Annotated in this window: 15 protein-coding genes; 14 read left to right on the forward strand and 1 reads right to left on the reverse strand. The window is 63.2% G+C overall.

The window, feature by feature from the left end:
- Positions 1-22: 22 nt before the first annotated feature.
- From uvrA to KBB96_RS02310, 5 genes are all read left to right on the forward strand, one after another.
- Positions 23-2,905, forward strand: coding sequence for an excinuclease ABC subunit UvrA (uvrA, locus tag KBB96_RS02290; RefSeq protein WP_226373626.1), 2,883 nt, complete (start codon positions 23-25; stop codon positions 2,903-2,905).
- Positions 2,881-3,471, forward strand: a complete 591-nt coding sequence (locus KBB96_RS02295; RefSeq protein ID WP_211631868.1) for an RNA polymerase sigma factor — start codon at positions 2,881-2,883, stop codon at positions 3,469-3,471. Before uvrA ends, KBB96_RS02295 begins: the two co-directional genes overlap by 25 nt.
- Positions 3,472-3,478: 7 nt before the next feature.
- The gene (locus tag KBB96_RS02300; protein WP_211631869.1) at positions 3,479-4,111 is read left to right on the forward strand and encodes a hypothetical protein; all 633 of its coding nucleotides are present in this window, start codon (positions 3,479-3,481) and stop codon (positions 4,109-4,111) included.
- 50 nt (positions 4,112-4,161) lie between these two features.
- On the forward strand, positions 4,162-5,190 hold the full coding sequence (locus tag KBB96_RS02305) for a S1C family serine protease (protein WP_211631870.1): 1,029 nt from the start codon (positions 4,162-4,164) through the stop codon (positions 5,188-5,190).
- A gap of 146 nt (positions 5,191-5,336) precedes the next feature.
- Positions 5,337-6,005 carry an ABC transporter ATP-binding protein gene (locus tag KBB96_RS02310; protein ID WP_226373627.1) on the forward strand — a complete coding sequence of 223 codons (669 nt, stop codon included), beginning with the start codon at positions 5,337-5,339 and terminating at the stop codon, positions 6,003-6,005.
- A gap of 15 nt (positions 6,006-6,020) precedes the next feature.
- Here the strand turns inward: KBB96_RS02310 and KBB96_RS02315 are convergent, their stop codons facing one another.
- Positions 6,021-7,904, reverse strand: a complete 1,884-nt coding sequence (locus KBB96_RS02315) for an ABC-F family ATP-binding cassette domain-containing protein (protein ID WP_211631871.1) — start codon at positions 7,902-7,904, stop codon at positions 6,021-6,023.
- A 41-nt stretch (positions 7,905-7,945) separates the two neighbouring features.
- On the opposite strand from KBB96_RS02315, the gene KBB96_RS02320 reads away from it, so the two are divergent.
- The 9 genes from KBB96_RS02320 to KBB96_RS21150 all read left to right on the forward strand — a co-directional run bounded on the left by KBB96_RS02320 (position 7,946) and on the right by KBB96_RS21150 (position 17,206).
- Positions 7,946-8,296, forward strand: a complete 351-nt coding sequence (locus tag KBB96_RS02320) for an arsenate reductase family protein (RefSeq protein ID WP_211631872.1) — start codon at positions 7,946-7,948, stop codon at positions 8,294-8,296.
- A gap of 228 nt (positions 8,297-8,524) precedes the next feature.
- Positions 8,525-8,653 (forward strand): hypothetical protein, encoded by a 129-nt coding sequence (locus tag KBB96_RS21145; RefSeq protein WP_264176986.1) that lies wholly within the window; start codon positions 8,525-8,527, stop codon positions 8,651-8,653.
- A 54-nt stretch (positions 8,654-8,707) separates the two neighbouring features.
- The gene (locus tag KBB96_RS02325; RefSeq protein WP_211631873.1) at positions 8,708-10,933 is read left to right on the forward strand and encodes an NADP-dependent isocitrate dehydrogenase; all 2,226 of its coding nucleotides are present in this window, start codon (positions 8,708-8,710) and stop codon (positions 10,931-10,933) included.
- Positions 10,934-11,406: 473 nt separating this feature from the next.
- On the forward strand, positions 11,407-12,459 hold the full coding sequence (locus tag KBB96_RS02330) for a thrombospondin type 3 repeat-containing protein (protein ID WP_211631874.1): 1,053 nt from the start codon (positions 11,407-11,409) through the stop codon (positions 12,457-12,459).
- A gap of 231 nt (positions 12,460-12,690) precedes the next feature.
- A complete protein-coding gene (locus tag KBB96_RS02335) occupies positions 12,691-13,503 on the forward strand; it encodes a hypothetical protein (RefSeq protein WP_211631875.1) in 813 nt (270 codons plus the stop codon).
- A 47-nt stretch (positions 13,504-13,550) separates the two neighbouring features.
- Positions 13,551-14,879 carry a hypothetical protein gene (locus KBB96_RS02340; protein WP_211631876.1) on the forward strand — a complete coding sequence of 443 codons (1,329 nt, stop codon included), beginning with the start codon at positions 13,551-13,553 and terminating at the stop codon, positions 14,877-14,879.
- A 74-nt stretch (positions 14,880-14,953) separates the two neighbouring features.
- Positions 14,954-15,541 (forward strand): hypothetical protein, encoded by a 588-nt coding sequence (locus KBB96_RS02345; RefSeq protein WP_211631877.1) that lies wholly within the window; start codon positions 14,954-14,956, stop codon positions 15,539-15,541.
- Between the two features lie 73 nt (positions 15,542-15,614).
- A complete protein-coding gene (locus KBB96_RS02350; protein WP_211631878.1) occupies positions 15,615-16,919 on the forward strand; it encodes a ShlB/FhaC/HecB family hemolysin secretion/activation protein in 1,305 nt (434 codons plus the stop codon).
- Positions 16,817-17,206, forward strand: a complete 390-nt coding sequence (locus tag KBB96_RS21150; RefSeq protein ID WP_211631879.1) for a ShlB/FhaC/HecB family hemolysin secretion/activation protein — start codon at positions 16,817-16,819, stop codon at positions 17,204-17,206. Before KBB96_RS02350 ends, KBB96_RS21150 begins: the two co-directional genes overlap by 103 nt.
- Positions 17,207-17,272: the final 66 nt, after the last annotated feature.

The raw sequence follows: 17,272 nt of genomic DNA on the forward strand, positions 1-17,272 counted from the left end.
CGCGGGGCTTTTTCCTGATGGGGTGGAAGCGATCCGGATCCGAGGGGCGAGACAGCACAACCTGCGCGGGGTCGATGTGGACATCCCGCGCGGCAAGCTGGTGGTGATCACCGGACCGAGCGGATCAGGAAAGTCGTCGCTCGCTTTCCACACCCTCTATGCCGAGGGGCAGCGGCGCTATGTCGAATCGCTCTCGGCTTATGCCCGCCAATTCCTCGACCAACTGGAGAAACCGGACGTGGACTCCATCGAGGGCCTGAGCCCGGCGATCGCCATTGAGCAACGGAGCGGGGGGCTCAGCCCGCGTTCGACCGTGGCGACCGCTACGGAAATCTACGATTATCTCCGCGTGCTGTGGGCGGCGGTCGGCGTGCCGCATGATCCCGCGACGGGAGAGCGTCTTGAGCGCATGACCTCCACGGACATTGTGACGGCGCTCTCTAAGCTGCCAGAGGGCAGCCGGGTGGTATTGCTCGCGCCGGTTCCCCTTGAAGAAGCCTCCGAGCCGGAACGCCTGCTGGGCGACTTGAAGCGCCAGGGTTTCGTCCGTGTGCGGGTGGATGGCTCTCTCTTGGAAATTGAGGAAGCGGCAGCTTCGTGGCCGGAAAGGCCGGTGGCGGTCGAGGTGGTGGTGGACCGCTTTGTCGTGCGACCGGGCGGCGAGGCCCGGTTGGCGGATTCCGTGGAGACCGCGCTCAAGATCTGCGGCAGCGAAGCCCGTGCCTCGATTCAGGCAGGCGATCTGTGGAAGGACTTGTCATTCCAGACCAGCTATCGGAATCCCACCACCGGTCTGATCGTGGAGGAGCTTTCGCCGCGTCACTTTTCCTTCAACTCCCACCTCGGTGCCTGCGCGGCCTGCGAGGGACTCGGGACGGAGTCGTTCTGCGATCCGGCGTTGCTGATCGGCGACCCGGCGAAGCCTTGGACCGCCGGGGGCATCCGCGGCTGGTGGAAGGACGGTTCGCCCCGGCACACCCAGTTCAAGCGTGAGGCGGAGGCGATGGGGCGGATGTTCTCTGTGGAGCCGGAAATGCCGGTGAACGCCTTGCCGGTGGAGCTGGCGCGGCTGCTGTTCGAAGGCGGCGAACTCGACACCGGCTGGAAGGTCGGTCGCGAGAAAAAGAGCCAGAAGAAGCCCTTCGAAGGCCTGTGCCGAGAGGCTGAGCGCAAGATCGGCCTCGCGAAGTCCGAGGCCGCGCGCCGTCGGCTCCTGCGCGTGATGGCGCATCGTCCCTGCCGTGTATGCCATGGCAAACGCCTGAAGCCGCAATGGCAGGCCGTGCGGATCGAAGGCTGTGGTGGCCGTTGGCTCGGCATTCAGGATTTCTGCGGGCTGCCGGTGGACGATGCCCTTGGCTGGATCGACGGCATTGTCATCGATGCTGCGAAGCTGGAGATCTGCAAGCGATTGGCCGATGACGTGCGGAAGCGCCTTTCGTTTCTGGAGGAAGTCGGCCTCGGCTATCTTGGGCTGGATCGTGCCAGCGGCACGCTTTCCGGTGGGGAGGCCCAGCGCATCCGTCTGGCCACCCAGCTCGGTGCAGGACTCTCCGGCGTGCTCTACGTGCTGGATGAACCGAGCATCGGACTCCATGCGGCGGACACCGCCCGCTTGATCGGGGCGTTGAAGCGGCTGCGCGATCTGGAAAATACGGTGGTCGTCGTAGAACACGATGAGGAGATCATCCGCGCCGCTGACCGTGTGATCGACATGGGACCCGGCGCTGGCGTGGAGGGTGGTCTCATCATCGGACAAGGCGAACCCGACACCCTTGTATCACCCACCGGGCAATGGCTGCGCGGTGAAATCCCTCCGTATCCGAACGTGCCCGCCACCGGTCTCCCTCTGGCCTCGCTGGTGATCCGCGGCGCGCGTGAACACAACCTGAAGGAGATTGATGTGTCCCTTCCTCTCGGCCAGTTGGTCTGCATCACCGGACCCAGCGGCAGTGGAAAATCAACCCTCGCGGATGACATCCTGCGCCGGGTACTCGCCCGCCATTTCAATGGCGCGGGCGATGTGCCCGGAAAACACGATGCCATCGAGGGGCTCGGTGAAATCGGCAAATTCGTCGTCGCCGACCAATCACCCATCGGCCGCAGCCCGCGCTCGAACCCCGCGACTTTTACCGGGGCCTTCGACCACATCCGTGAACTCTACGGCAAGCTGCCGCTCTCGAAGCAGCGTGGCTACGGGCCGGGGCGTTTCAGCTTCAATACCGCGGGCGGTCGTTGCGAACGCTGTGAGGGTGCGGGACGGCTGAAGATCGAGATGAATTTCCTCCCGGACGCCTGGGTGCCGTGCCAGGCGTGCGGTGGTCGGCGCTTCAACCGTGAGACGCTGGAAGTGACCTTCAAGGGCAAGTCGATCGCCGACGCGCTGGAGCTGCCAATCGCAGAGGCGTGGACGTTTTTCGGGGCGGTGCCGAAGCTGCGGGTGTTGCTGGAGATTCTCACCGACCTCGGCCTCGGCTATGTGAAGCTCGGGCAGGCGGCGAACACCCTCTCCGGTGGCGAAGCCCAGCGACTGAAACTGGCCGTAGAATTGGCGAAACCGCAGGCTCCGCACACCCTGTATCTCTTCGATGAACCCACCACCGGCCTCCATTTCGGCGATGTGGAGCGGCTGCTGGCGGCGTTTTTCCGGCTGAGGGACGCCGGGCACAGCGTGATCGTGGTGGAGCACCATTTGGATGTGATCGCCGCCGCGGACTGGGTGGTGGATCTCGGACCGGGCGGGGAGTCCACGGGGGCACGCTGGTGGGGACGGGAACTCCCTGCCAACTGGCCGGAATCCCCGGTTCACCCACCGGAGTGGCGCTGGCGCGGCATTTCGCGCAACTTCGGAAAAACAAATCTTAATACCGGTATCGCTCCATGGATGAAGCCTCCCAACCGGTGAATGCCGCAACCGATCTCTCTCCCTCCGCGACCGCTTGGCGTTCGTGGTTGGTGGAACATGGCCCGCGCCTGCTGCTTTTCGCACGCCAGCAGACCCGCTCGAACGAGGATGCCCAGGACATCCTCCAGGACGCGCTGGTCAAACTGGTGGACAAGCTCAACAGCGGGGAATTCGTGGGCGGTCAGGATGCCTGGCTGCCCTACCTCTACACCGCCATCCGCCGCCTCGCCATCGACCTCAGCCGCCGCGATGACCGTCGCAAGCGCCGCGAGGACACGGTGGGCGTGGAGATTGAAAGCGATCAGAAAGACGCGTTCCACCCTTGGTTCGAGAGTGAAGCCTCGGATGACGAAACCCGCGCCCTGCTGGAAGCCGGACTCAAGGAACTGCCGCCGAAATTCGCCGAAGTGATCGTCATGAAAATCTGGGGCGAACGCACGTTTGCGGAAATCGGCGAATCTCTCGGAATTTCTCAAAACACGGCGGCCTCCCGGTATCGCTACGGACTTGAAGCCCTCAAACGCAAACTCGGCGGCGCCCGCCGCAAAGGTGATCTTTCCATCTGATTCATCCATGAACGACGATCTCCACGACATCGAAGCATGCCTGGCCTCCCTGCGTCCGGCCGTGCCCGACTCGGCGTTGCTCGCCCGACTCGAACAGGCCGCGCACGGATCGCTGGTCCGGCCGACTGCCGAGGAAATGCGGATGGAGGCCTTGCTCGGCGGCCATGAGCCGCTGACGCTGCCTCCGGATTTGATGCGTTCCCTTGAGGGGATCGTGGCCAACGCGCCCTTCCATGTGGACGAGAAGATTGTGATGTTCACCAAGCCGAATGCCGCTCCCGCTCCGGTCCGCCGCTATCGTCCGATGGCCGCCGCCGCTGCGGTCGCGCTGCTCGGTGGCCTCACCGCGCTGATGATGCCTGCCGGCAAGGCCCCTTCCACCGGACCGGTTCGTGTGGCCGGTTCTCCCGTTACGTCCAACGACGATCGGGTGGCTCCCGCTTCCTTTTCGCCCTCGGGCTACGGACGCGATGTGCAGGACGCCAAGGACGAGGGTGTGATCTGGAAGAACGGCCGCCCCTACCGCGTGATGCGCGCCACCTTCAAGGAGAAGGCGAGCTTCACCAACTCCGAGGGCAGGAAGGTGGAGTTCGAACAACCGCGTGAGGAGCTGATCCTCGTGCCTGAAAAAATCGATTGATCAAAAATCAGATAAAACCGGGCTGCTACGACGCTCCTAGTATGTCAACGATGAAAACCGCGAAACATGCCATTCTTTCCGCCAGCCTCGCCGCGCTGGTGACTCCGGCTTTTGCGATCGAAGCCCCGCCGGATGAAGTGCCGGCCATCCAGGTGCCGCGCGATCAGCCGCTTGCCGAGGACGCTCCGTCCGTGGAAGCGCCGCTCCGCAACCAGCGTCCCGAGCCACGCCAGGCGGCACAGCCTGCCCAGGCCACCGCCTATCTCGGGCTCGGCAGCGGCACCGTGCCGGACATTCTTTCCGCCCACATCGGCCTGAAGCCGGGCGAGGGCGTGATCGTCCGCTCGCTCGATCCCACCGGTCCTGCGTCCAAGGCCGGATTTGCCATCAACGATGTGATCCTCAAGGTGGACGGCAAGGCTGTCGCCAGCCACGCCGAACTTTCCAGCCAGGTCGGTGCGAAGAAGCCCGGCGACGAAGTGGCCATTGATTTCATCCATGCCGGCAAGTCCGAGAGCCGCAAGGTGATCCTCGGCACCCGCCCGGAAACCGAACTCGGCATGGTGCCGAACGAGCAGCCCTCCTACGATCGCTTCTTCCAGGGCATGCCGCAGGATCAGGCCAAGCGCTTCCGCGAATCGCTCGAACGCGGTGTGCGCGGTCGTGCCGGAATTCATGATCCGTCCGGTGATCCGAATCTGGACATGAATGTTCCGGAGATCGACCAGGTCGTGCGTGAAATGCAGAACCGCATGCAGAAGATGCTCGAGGGCAATCCCGGTGCGGATGCATCCGCTGCGAAGGAATTCAACCTCAACAGCGAGAGCACCGTCCGGCTGATGGACGACCAAGGCTCCGTGGAGATCAAGAGCAAGAACGGCGGAAAGGAAGTGAAGATCTTCGACAAGGGCGGTTCGGTGGTCTGGTCCGGTCCGTGGGAAACCGACAAGGATCGTGAGAAGGCTCCTGAAGACGTCCGTGCGCGGGTGGATGCTCTCAAGCTCGACATGAACTTCAAAGGCGGTGGTCTCCGGCTCCAGTTCGGCTCCCGCGCCCGTGACCCGCTGCTCGACCAATGAGCCGGTAGCTTTCTCAGGGAGGCAAGGAAAGACACCCGCGTCCGGTTCGCCGGCGCGGGTGTCGCATTTTTGGAATGGCAGGCGGGTTCCGGCGACGTGAAGAAATTTCAGTTCCGGTTTCCAACAGCCGCGTCTAACTTCGCCGCGTGTCCGACGCGCCGATGATCGAAACGAGGAATTTGCACCGCAGCTATGTTCTCGGGAAGAAGCTGGTGGAAGTGCTGCATGGCATCGATCTGACCATCGCGCGTGGTGAGAAGGTCTTCCTCTGCGGCCCCAGCGGTGCGGGCAAGTCCACTTTGCTCTACACGCTCGCTGGTCTTGAACGACCCGAGGAGGGATCGGTTCACATCGATGGCCAGGACCTTTATAAGCTGGGGGACCGCGAGCAGGCGCGTTTCCGCAATGCCCGCATCGGCTACGTTTTCCAGAACTACCATCTTTTGCCGGAGCTGACCGCATTGGAGAATGTGCTGGTGCCCGGACTTCTTGGAAAGAAGGACCGCACCGCTGCGGCGATGGAGGCGCTGGAACGCGTGGGCCTCGCAAACCGCGCGGATCATCTTCCTGCGGAGCTTTCAGGTGGAGAACAGCAGCGTGTGGCAATCGCCCGCGCCATCGTCAATGAACCCAAGGTGCTCTTCGCGGACGAGCCGACCGGCAATCTGGACTCGGCGAATAGCAAGCAGATCATGGACATCCTGCTGAATCTCGCCACCGAACACGGCGTGACACTCGTGGTGGTGACCCACGATGAAACGATCGCGGAAAACGGCGATCGCAAGCTGATCATCCGGGACGGGAAGATCTGGTAAAACGCCCCGCGCGCGCTACTTCAACGCCTCCAGTTCTTCCCACCGCGCATACAGCTTCGCGGCATTTTCGCGTGCGACTTCCAGACGGTTCATCGTCTCCGGAATTTCGGCGAAGCGGTTCATCTGGAAGTCCGGGTCGTTGAGGATGGCTTCGATGTCCGCGACTTTTTCCTCTGCGAGCAGGATGGCGTCCTCCATGCCTTCGAGCTCCTTCTTCTCGGCCATGGTGAGCTTGCGTGGCTTCGGCGGCTCCACGGCCTTCTGGCGTGCCGCGGCTTCGCGGGCGGCTGCCGCGGCGAACATCTTGTCGCGCTGTTCGCGGGCCTGGCGCTTTTCGAGATAGTAGGAGTAGTTGCCCGGCTGGACGACGATGCCGTCTTCTTCAAACGCCACGATCTGATCGCAGATACGGTCGAGGAAATAGCGGTCGTGGGAGACGACGAGCACACTGCCATCGAAGTCCGCGAGCGCTTCCTCCAGCATGCGCAGCGAGGGCAGGTCGAGGTCGTTGGTCGGCTCGTCCAGCACCAGCAGATTGCCGCCGTTCTTCAGAACCTTCGCCAACATCAGGCGCGCGCGCTCACCGCCGGAGAGAAGATCGACTCGTTCGTTGATACGCTGGTCATTGAAAAGGAAACGGCGCAGGTAGGCTCGGGCTCCGAGCGTCTGGTTGCCGAACTGGAGCTTCTCGTTGCCGTCGGAAATTTCATCGAGCAGCGAACCGGTGCCATCGAGCGCCATGCGGGTTTGGTCGATGTAGTTCACCCGCACCTTCTTGCCGAGTTCCGCGGTGCCTTCGTTGGGCGGGATCTGGTTGAGGCAGAGCTTGATTAGCGTGGTCTTGCCAACACCGTTGCGACCGACGATGCCGGTGCATTGCCCCGGACGCATCGACAGCGTGAGGTGGCGGAACAGCCAGCGCGGATTGGCGGCGGTGCCGACGTTGATGCCCGCGCTTTCCAACTCTACGACAGTGTTGCCGAGTTCGGGCGGGGGAGGGATGAGAAGATCCATCTCGCGTTCCTCGGGAGGCGCTTGCAGTCCTTCGATCTCGTAGAATTGATCGAGGCGGTGACGGGATTTCGTACCGCGTGCTTTCACGCCGGAGCGCACCCATTCCAGCTCTTCGCGGAGGAAACGCTGGCGGCGGCGCTCGGTCTGTTCGGCGATCTGCTGGCGCACGGCCTTCGATTCCAGATACGCGGTGTAGTTCCCCGGGTGGGAGAACGCGCGACCTTGGTCGATCTCGATGATGCGGGTGGCGATCACATCGAGGAAGTAGCGGTCGTGGGTGACGAAGATCACCGCGCCGGGGAAGCCCTTGAGGAAATCCTCCAGCCAGCGGATCGACTCGGAGTCGAGATGGTTGGTCGGCTCATCGAGTAGCAGCAGATCCGGCTGCGAGACCAGCGCGCGACAGAGGGCGACACGGCGCTTCTCCCCACCGGACAGTGGGCCGACGGGAGCTTCCAGCGGAGCGGTGCCGAGAGCGGTGGAGATCGCCTTGATCCGGGTGTCGAGGTTCCAGCCATCGGCGTGTTCGATCAGGTGCAGCAGTTCGGCCAGCTCGGAATCGCTGCCCTCACCGTGCTCATAGCGGCGGATGGCCTCCACCAAATCGGCGGCTCCGGCGGCGATGTTCTCATGGACGCTGAGAGTCGGATCGAGTTCGAATTCCTGTGGCAGATACCCCACCCGGATGCTGCGGCGCAGCGAAAGGTCCCCGGAGTCCGCCTGCTGGGCACCGGTCAGGATCTTCAGCAGCGAGGTCTTGCCGCAGCCGTTGCGACCGACGAGCCCCACTTTCTCTCCGGCGGAAACGGCAAGCGTCACCCCGTCCAGCAGGGTTTGGTAACCGTAGGACAGGCGGAGTTCGTTGGCGGAGAGGAGGGCGGACATCGGCGCTTGCGGTGGAGGGAAGAGGACGGTGAAACTGCGCCGTGCTCAAGGTTTACCTCTACAAGAATTGCTCCACCTGCCGGGACGCGAAGAAATGGCTCCAAGCCCGCGGCATCGATTTCGAGGAAAAGGCGATTCGCGAGACACCGCCGACCGTGGAGGAACTGGCGACCGCGGCGGCCAGCCTCGGCTTGCAGCGGCTCTTCAATACATCCGGCGGAGATTATCGCGAGCTCGGACTGAAAGATCGCTTGCCGGGGATGTCACGCGAGGAGGCCTTCGGGCTGCTGGCCGCGAACGGCAATCTCGTGAAGAGACCGTTTGTGATCGGCAAGGGCGTGGCCCTGACCGGCTTCAAGGAAGCCGAGTGGGAAATGGCGCTGGGCCGCTGATTCCGAGCGTTCCGTAGCAAACGGGTGGGGATCCCCTGGTCCCACCTGCGGCCCCAATGCCATTGTCGGCGCGGGTGTGATCGGAATCAGCAAGGTGGGTCCGCAGGGGGCTGAGAGCTTGTCCGATTTTCTCCCCCGGACCGGTGGCAATCTTTTTCAGATGGCGTCAAGGGCGCACCGGGAAACAGGTGGCTAGCCGGGCCCGTACGAACCGGGCGATTTTGTGTCATGAAAAAAGCCAAGCCGAGCGCCGGAAGCCGCCTCAACGTGGCCGCGCATGTTAGAAAGTCAAACGGTCGATTGGAAAAATCTTCGCAAGAACGCGAAACCGGCCTTCCCGGCGTCGACTGGGATTGACCCGGAAGGGCGGATCGCCTAGTCCGTGGCCGGTCTTAATCCGACCTCACGACCATGTCCAAGGTGCCCACCATCATCTACACCCAGACCGACGAGGCCCCCGCGCTCGCGACTTATTCGTTCCTGCCGATCGTCCAGGCGTTCACGAAGCACTCCGGCATCGCGGTGGAGACCCGGGACATTTCGCTCGCCGGCCGCATCATCGCCAATTTCGCCGACCTCCTGCCCGCCGAACAGCGCATCGGTGACGCGCTGGCCGAGCTGGGAGAACTCGCCACCAAGCTGGAGTCGAACATCATCAAGCTTCCCAACATCAGCGCCTCCGTTCCACAGCTCAAGGCGGCCATCGCCGAACTCCAGGCCAAGGGCTACGCCCTGCCGGACTATCCGGAAGACCCCAAGACGGATGCCGAAAAGGACGCCAAGTCCCGCTATGACAAGGTAAAGGGTTCCGCCGTGAACCCGGTCCTTCGCGAAGGCAACTCCGACCGCCGCGCGCCGAAGGCCGTGAAGGAATACGCCCGCAAGAACCCGCACTCGATGGGTGCCTGGTCCGCGGATTCCAAGACCACCGTCGCTACCATGGGGCAGGACGACTTCTTCTCGAATGAGAAGTCCGTCACCGTTCCCGCCGCCACCGATGTGAAGATCGAGCTCACCGCCGCCGATGGCGCGGTGACCGTCCTCAAGGCCAGCACGCCGCTGAAGGCCGGTGAGATCCTGGACGCCACCGTGATGCGGAAGAAGGCGCTCGTGTCCTTCCTGGAAGAGCAGGTCGCGAAAGCGAAGGCCGAGGGCGTGCTGTTCTCCCTGCACATGAAGGCCACCATGATGAAGGTCTCGGACCCGATCATCTTCGGCCACGCCGTGGACGTGTTCTTCAAGGCGCTTGTCGACAAGCACGCCGCCGTGCTCGCCCCGCTCGGCATCGATTTCAAGAACGGTTTCGGCGACCTCGTTGCGAAGATCCAGTCGCTTCCCGCCGACCAGAAGGCTGCCATCGAAGCCGACCTCGCCGCGCTCTATGCGGAAGGCCCGGCCATCGCGATGGTGAATTCCGACAAGGGCATCACCAACCTCCACGTCCCCAGCGATGTGATCGTGGATGCCTCCATGCCGGCCATGATCCGTTCCTCCGGCCAGATGTGGAATGCCGCGGGCAAGCTGCAAGACACGCTCGCCGTGATTCCGGACAGCTCCTACGCGGGCATCTATCAGGCCACCATCGACTTCTGCAAGAAGCACGGCGCCTTCGATCCCCGCACCATGGGCACCGTGCCGAATGTCGGCCTCATGGCGCAGGCCGCCGAGGAATATGGCTCCCACAACAAGACTTTCGAAATCCCGGCGGCGGGCACCGTCCGTGTGATTGATTCCGCTGGCACCGTGCTTCTTGAGCACACCGTGGAGGAAGGCGACATCTGGCGCGCCTGCCAGACCAAGGACGCCCCGGTGCAGGATTGGGTGAAGCTGGCCGTGAACCGCGCCCGCGCCACCAACACTCCGGCGGTGTTCTGGCTCGATGAGAACCGCGCCCATGACGCGCAGATCATCGCGAAGGTGAACACCTGCCTGAAGGATCACGATACCACCGGCCTCGACATCCGCATCCTCGCCCCGGCTGCCGCCTGCCAGTTCTCACTGGAGCGCATCAGGGCCGGACAGGACACCATCTCGGTGACCGGCAACGTGCTCCGCGACTACCTCACCGATCTGTTCCCGATCCTCGAGCTCGGCACCAGCGCCAAGATGCTCTCCATCGTCCCGCTGATGAATGGCGGCGGACTTTTCGAAACCGGAGCCGGTGGTTCCGCGCCGAAGCACGTCGAGCAGTTCGTGCAGGAGGACTACCTCCGTTGGGATTCGCTCGGTGAGTTCCTCGCTCTGGCCGTGTCTTTCGAGCACCTCGGCGAAACGTTCGGCAATGCCAAGTCGAAGGTGTTGGCCGTTACGCTGGACTCTGCCACCGGCAAGTTCCTCGATGAGGACCGTTCCCCGGGCCGCAAGCTCGGCACCATCGACAACCGTGGCTCGCACTTCTACCTCGCGCTCTACTGGGCCGAGGCGCTCGCCGCGCAGAATGACGATGCCGAACTGAAGGCGCTCTTCACCACCGCCGCCACCGACCTGCGTGCGAACGAGGCGAAGATCGTGGAGGAACTCATCGCCGTACAGGGCAAGCCGGTGGACATCGGCGGCTACTACCAGCCGGACGACGCGAAGGCTTCCGCCGCCTTGCGCCCGAGCTCCACGTTCAACGGCATTCTTGCCGCGATCTGATCCTCGGAAACCATCTTTACCAAAAGCCCGGAGCGGATTCCGCTGCCGGGCTTTTTCGTGTGCCGGTAGGAGAAGGGGAGTCGGCTGCTCCTCCTTTTCTCTACCAATAGGTAAAATAAAATTGACAAGGGTGGAGAGCGGATTAAGAAATTCCCAGCCCTGCTTCTAATCTACACTAAAAAGATGAGATTGATAAGGGTTTGATTCGATTCGGCGAAAGCAACCCATGCAAATGGGAGCGAGCTGGATTGATCCTGATCGCCTGTTGACCCGTCTTCCATCGGGAAACCGGTTTGATTGCGGCCCGTGATCCCCACGTAGGGAAACGATGGCCTCTGCCCCGGCCTTTTCCAGGCAATCTTCATCTCCGCGCCATCGTGCCCGGAACTTTTCTCCATCCTCCTCTTTTCATCGCCTAAAAACTATACAAAAAAGTCTGGTTTTATCAATCCAGCTTAACCTTTCCCGCTGACATGAGAGCCCACCTCTACCGCTCCGCCCTCTTTGTGCTGGCCAGTTCCGTGCTTGCCGTGACCAGCGCCCAAGCCGTCAACCCCGCCGTGCCGGATCCGGTGACGGGGGACGTGTTTCTCGCATTCCGTGCCAGCGATGGCCAAGGCAGCGCGACTTCCTATCTGGTGAAGCTGGGTGTGGACACGCAGTTCACGACCGCCGCAGCTGGAAGCTCCTTCGATGTCTCCGGACTGGGAAATATTGGTGAGGATCTCAAGGCCACCTACGGCGATGGTTGGAACACCCGCGCCGACCTTTTCTGGGGGATCTTCTCGTTCCGTCCGAACAACGGCAATCCGATCATCTACGGTTCCCGTGAGCGTACCCAGGTGAACGTCCGCAGCACCGCATGGCCGACTCTGGTGCAGCAGTCCCGCTCCAGCACGTCGAATCAGATCAGCGCGGTGATCCAGAACATCGGCGGATACAAGGGCCGTCTCTCCACGGACAACAGCCTCATCGCCACCTTCCAGACGAACTCGGCGGATGCTTCCAGCTACAACAAGCAGGTGGCTACCGCGGGTACGAGTGACTTCGGCTCGCTGAGCCAGTGGAGCAGCATCGAAGGCAGCTTCGGCAATGGTGAAGCGGGAACGATTCTCGATTTCCACCGCATTGCGGCCTCCGGTGTGACGACCGTCGGCAGCTTCAGTATCAGTGCTTCGGGGACCATCCATTTCACCAATGTCGTTCCCACCAATCCGAACACGGATACCGATCACGACGGTGTGACCGATGCGAACGAAGCGATCGCGGGCACGAATCCGAACGATTCCACGGATTTCTTCCGGCTTCAATCGGTGGCCCCGGCCGGGGATGGCATCCATGTGAATTTCAACGTGGTCGCCTCCCGCACCTATACCGTCGAGTACTCGCAGACGCTCGCCGCCGGTTCCTGGGAATCCATCGGCACGTATGCCGCCACCGGAGCTGCTCCCCACACTTTCCTGGATACCGATGCCGTCCGTCGCTCGCGTCCCACCGGTTTCTATCGGGTACGGGTTTCGCAGTAAGGCGCAATCAGAGCTCTCTCCACCTCATTTGTCCAATGACCTGCTCCACCTGTTCCTGTCGATGAGCGTTGGCGTGCCGCCACGCGCGGCAGCGATTTCCACCGACCGGAACTCCCGGAGGCCTATTCCCACCCAGCAACCGAGACGGACCACAGGCGCATGCGGCGGTCCGGCTCTCATCCCCGGCCCAGCCTCTGGCGGGCCAGCCTTCACCAACACTTCGAAAGACAAATGAAACTTCACTCCAAAACACTGCGTGCGACCTTGTTCGCCGTGACCGGCGTGGTCCTCGGGGCCGCGGCGGCCAAGGCCTCGGTGACCGTCACCGCTCCGGCCAGTGGCGATATCTTCGTCGCTTTCCGTGCCACCGACGGCCAGGGCAGCTCCACCTCCTACATCGTCAATGTCGGCCAGTATTCGCAGTTCCGCGATGCGACTCCCGGCTCCACGATCACGCTCAACGTTGGCAACATCGGGGCTGACCTGGTGGCCACCTATGGTTCCGACTGGAACACCCGCGGCGATGTTTCGTGGGGCGTCTTCGGCGTCAGCCCCGGTGCCAGCCCCACGCTGTATGCCTCCAAGGAGCAGCCCACGGTGGGCGTGCAAAGCGATCCATGGATCGCGCTGAGTGCCGCGAACCGCACCAGCACCGCCAACCAGATCTCACCGGTGCTCCAGGGCATCGGCGGCTACCAGGGCAGCACCTCCACGGACAACAGCAACTTCGGTGTGCTCCAGACGAATTCGTCCAGTGCCTCCAGCTACTACAAGCAGGTTGGAACCGGCGGCACCTCCGATTTCGGCTCTCTCAGCGGCTGGAACAGCATCGAGGGCAATTTCGGCGATGGCACCGCGGGCACCGCGCTCGATCTCTATCGCATCGGCACCACCGGTGTCACCACGCCCGGCTACTTCACCATCAGCGATAGCGGCGTGCTGAGCTTCACCTCCAACGTCAGTCCGGTGCCGGAGCCGTCGGTGACCCTGGTTGCCGCCGCGGGTCTTTTGCTCGGCATCTCCCGCCGCCGCCGTTCCGCCTGAAATCTACTATATTCCTAGTCTTTTAAACCTTTTTCCCAACCACACTCATGAAACCATTCAAAAGCGCGGCCCTCGCCGCTCTCGTCCTCGCCCTCGCCGGTTCCGCCTCCGGCCAGACCGTCATCCGCATCGTGGGTTCCAATGGCGACCGGGTCGCCACCCAGACCGCGATTTCCCATATCCTCGCCTCCGGTTGGACCTTCCAGGGTGTTTCCGGCAATACCTCGTCCTCCGGTTCGCTGAGCACGGCCACGGGCGCGAACTTCGGCGCTTGGAACGGCACCTGGAATGGCAATCCGGTCATCATCAAGGTTTCCTACTCCGGCGCTCTCGCCGGAGTGGCCGCGGTGGCGGGCAATACGGACCAGCGCTTCGTGGTCAGCAATGGCACCGGCACCGGCACCGTGCCGAATCCGCTCACCGCTACCAACCTCAATGTGGACTACGAGATCGGAAAGGCCGACTTCGGTTTTTCCACGAACTTCCAGTCAACCTCGCCGTTCAATGGAGTGTTCGAGAACGTGACCTACAATCCGGTGGTGGAGGAAATCGTCGGTGTTTCGCCGCTGGGCTTTTACGCCAGCCCGGGTTTCCCCAGCACGGGTGCGAACATCACCACCCAGCTCGCGCAGCTTCTCTACACCTCCGGTTCGGTTTCGCTCGCACAGTTCACGGGTGATTTCAGTGCGGACCAGAACAAGATCGTCTACGCCATCGGCCGTAATACGGACGCCGGCCAGCGTTTCGGTGCCTATACGGAGATCGGTCTGGGCACCACCACCGGCGTCACGGTGTGGCAGCCTTCCGTCACTGGCACCACCACCACCAGTGGCATCACCTACGGCGGCACCGTGAATTCCCACGCGCTGTGGCCGGTCGAAACCGTCAGTGGTATCTTCAGCGGCCTCGGCAACGGCGGCTTCAGCTCCGGTGCTCTGGTGGCGCAGAACCTCACCGTCACGCTTGGTTCCGATGCCTACAAGGGGAAGTACTTCGATGAGGATACCCAGACGAACCAGTTCCTCTATCCGAATGCGACCGCCGGTTACTACATCGGCTACGTGACTCCGGGTGATGCGACCGATCGCATTCTGGGCGGCAACGGCGTGGTGCCCTTGGCCAACCGCGGCGTGGCGCTGAAGTACAACGGCGTGGATCTCACCAGCTCGAATGTTCAGAACGGCCGCTACACCGCCTGGCTTTACAACCGTATTCTCAAGCCGCAGAGCGGCCTCACCGGCACCAAGCTCAACTTCGCCAACGCGCTGCGCGACCAGATCAAGAATGTGGACGCTCCATCCGGCGGTGGTTTGTTCAACGACAGCACCTTCAAGGTCCAGCGCTTCACCGACGGTGGCCTGGTGGTGCCGAAGTGATCCCTTGGTAGCACCGTGATCCGCCGGAGGCCGTCTCTCCTTCCGGCGGATTGCACGACTCATCTCCCCGTGCCATGAAACTCCTTCCGCTCATCGCCGTCTTCGCTGCGTTGCTGTCGATCAGTTTGTTCGTGGGTCGCCACGATCATTCGGTCGCACCCCTGCGTCGTGCGCTGGAGCAGCGGTCGTTCGGTCGCTCCGAAGCCGCGTTCGCAGGAGCGGCGGAGCGGAGAAGGGAAGGGGAATCAAGGACACGGGTGGATGAGAAGCACACACCTGACGCGCTCGTGGCGGCTGTCGTGACAGTGGCTCCGGTTGTCGCCGAGGCGACGACCTTTCAACCGGCGGAAGACGTGGAAGATTTCTCGCCGGTCGAAGCAACGTCACCAGGCAATGCAGTGCGTGTGAACCAGCGGAACGTGATCGTCCGCGGGTTCCGGCCCGTGCCGGGCGCGTCGGGTGTGGCGCTCGCCGTGAGCGTGGAAAAGACGGTGGATGCGAAGACTCCGGTGGAAACAAAGCCGGAAGCCGTAGCCGCTCCGGTCGCTTCCATCCGTCCGCACCGCGGTCTTTCTTACGAGGACGAATTGTTCCGTACCAAGTGGGGATGGTCGGCCTATGCCGATGTCCGGCAAACCGCCCTCGAAGCCCGTTCCGATTGAGCCGTCTGTTCTCCATCGCATCCAATCCGGATGCTTCCGATTCCCGGATCTCCTCTTAGCCAGAGCCGTCCTCATGTTTGATTTCAAAGCCAGTCTCCGCCTCGCACTCGTCGCCGCTTCCGCATGGACGTTCCATGAAGTGCGTGCCGAAGGTGAGGCTCCTGTTGGCGAGGCGCGTCCGATGTATATCCGCGAGTACCGGGTGCGTGGTGTGAAGAGCGGGGTGGTGGGTAGTGCGGAGATCGGCGAGGCGGTGTATCCGTTCCTGGGACCGGGGCAGATGCCTGCGGACGTGGACCGGGCGCGGGCGGCGGTCGAAAAGCTCTATCACGACAAGGGCTACCAGGCGGTGGCGGTGGCGATCCCGGTGCAGCAGATCAAGCGCGGCACGGTGATCCTGGAGGTTTCGGAAAACCCGGTGGGCCGGCTGCGGGTGAAGGGCGCGCGCTTCACCTCGCCCTCGGCGCTCAAGGGGCTGGCCCCGGCGCTGGCCGAGGGCAGGGTGGTCAACTTCAACGAGGTGACGAAAAACCTCGTGGCGATGAACCAGCTCGGCGGCCGCACGGTCACGCCGGAGCTGCGTCCCGGCGTCGAGCCCGGCACGGTGGACATCGATCTGAAGGTCAAGGACGGGCTGCCCTTGCACGGCAGCCTCGAGGTCAACAACCGCTACAGCGCGAACACCAGCGAGCTGCGGCTCAACGGCGCGGTCTCGTATGACAACCTGTGGCAGCTCGGCCACGCGATGGGGATGAGCTTCCAGGTCGCGCCGCTGGATCTCGAGGACGCGCAGGTGTTCTCCGGCTACTACCTGGCGCCGCTCTCCAACGGCTGGAGCCTGATGCTGCAGGGGACCAAGCAGGACAGCAACGTCTCGACGCTGGGCGGGCTGGCGGTGGCGGGCCGCGGCGAGATCCTCGGCCTCCGGGTCTTGAAGACGCTGCCGCAGGGCAGGGACTTCTACCAGTCGCTGAGCTTCGGTCTCGACTACAAGCACTTCGACGAGGACCTCACCTCGAGCACCGGGACGATCCAGGCGCCGCTCACCTACTACCCGCTGACGGCGCTCTACACCGCGTCGCTGAAGCACAAGAGCGGCAAGACCGACTTCAACGGCGGGGTCACGCTGCACCTGCGCGGGATGGGGGCCTCGGCCGACGAGTTCAACAACAAGCGCTACAAGAGCGCGGGCAGCTTCCTCTACTTCCGCGGCGACCTCTCGCACACCGGGACCTGCCGCACGGGCTGCAGGGCTTCGCGCGGGTGCAGGGCCAGATGTCGAGCCAGCCGCTGGTCAACAGCGAGCAGTTCTCGGCGGGCGGCCTCGGCACGGTGCGCGGCTACCTCGAAAGCGAAACGCTGGGCGACGACGCGGTGACCGCGACCCTTGAGCTGCGCAGCCCGTCGTTGGTCGGCACCGGCAAGGACGATGCGGAGAACGACTGGCGCTTCTACGTCTTCGGGGACGCCGGGTTCACGTCGATCCAGGCGCCTCTTCCCGGGCAGGACCCCGGCAGCAGCCTGCTCAGCGTCGGCCTCGGCACGCGCGGGCGCTTCTTCGACCACTACAACGGTTCGCTCGACGTCGGGCTGCCGCTGCTGCGGCGCAGCAGCGGCCAGGACCGCCAGCCGCTCTACACCTTCCGCGTCTGGGGCGACTTCTAAAGCAACGCCCGCCACCCGCTTCGTCTCCACCTCTCCTCTTCCTCTGCCTCTCAACTCTCAGCCTTC

Source organism: Luteolibacter ambystomatis (assembly GCF_018137965.1).
GTDB classification, from domain to species: domain Bacteria; phylum Verrucomicrobiota; class Verrucomicrobiia; order Verrucomicrobiales; family Akkermansiaceae; genus Luteolibacter; species Luteolibacter ambystomatis.

Excerpts from the sequence above, each read along its gene's own strand:
- KBB96_RS02350 (WP_211631878.1), top strand. The coding sequence starts at position 15,615 with ATGTTTGATTTCAAAGCCAGTCTCCGCCTCGCACTCGTCGCCGCTTCC.
- KBB96_RS21150 (WP_211631879.1), top strand. The coding sequence starts at position 16,817 with ATGTCGAGCCAGCCGCTGGTCAACAGCGAGCAGTTCTCGGCGGGCGGC.
- KBB96_RS02340 (WP_211631876.1), top strand. The coding sequence starts at position 13,551 with ATGAAACCATTCAAAAGCGCGGCCCTCGCCGCTCTCGTCCTCGCCCTC.
- KBB96_RS02325 (WP_211631873.1), top strand. The coding sequence starts at position 8,708 with ATGTCCAAGGTGCCCACCATCATCTACACCCAGACCGACGAGGCCCCC.
- KBB96_RS02315 (WP_211631871.1), bottom strand. The coding sequence starts at position 7,904 with ATGTCCGCCCTCCTCTCCGCCAACGAACTCCGCCTGTCCTACGGTTAC.
- KBB96_RS02335 (WP_211631875.1), top strand. The coding sequence starts at position 12,691 with ATGAAACTTCACTCCAAAACACTGCGTGCGACCTTGTTCGCCGTGACC.
- KBB96_RS02305 (WP_211631870.1), top strand. The coding sequence starts at position 4,162 with ATGAAAACCGCGAAACATGCCATTCTTTCCGCCAGCCTCGCCGCGCTG.
- KBB96_RS02300 (WP_211631869.1), top strand. The coding sequence starts at position 3,479 with ATGAACGACGATCTCCACGACATCGAAGCATGCCTGGCCTCCCTGCGT.
- KBB96_RS02295 (WP_211631868.1), top strand. The coding sequence starts at position 2,881 with ATGGATGAAGCCTCCCAACCGGTGAATGCCGCAACCGATCTCTCTCCC.
- KBB96_RS02330 (WP_211631874.1), top strand. The coding sequence starts at position 11,407 with ATGAGAGCCCACCTCTACCGCTCCGCCCTCTTTGTGCTGGCCAGTTCC.
- KBB96_RS02345 (WP_211631877.1), top strand. The coding sequence starts at position 14,954 with ATGAAACTCCTTCCGCTCATCGCCGTCTTCGCTGCGTTGCTGTCGATC.
- KBB96_RS21145 (WP_264176986.1), top strand. The coding sequence starts at position 8,525 with ATGAAAAAAGCCAAGCCGAGCGCCGGAAGCCGCCTCAACGTGGCCGCG.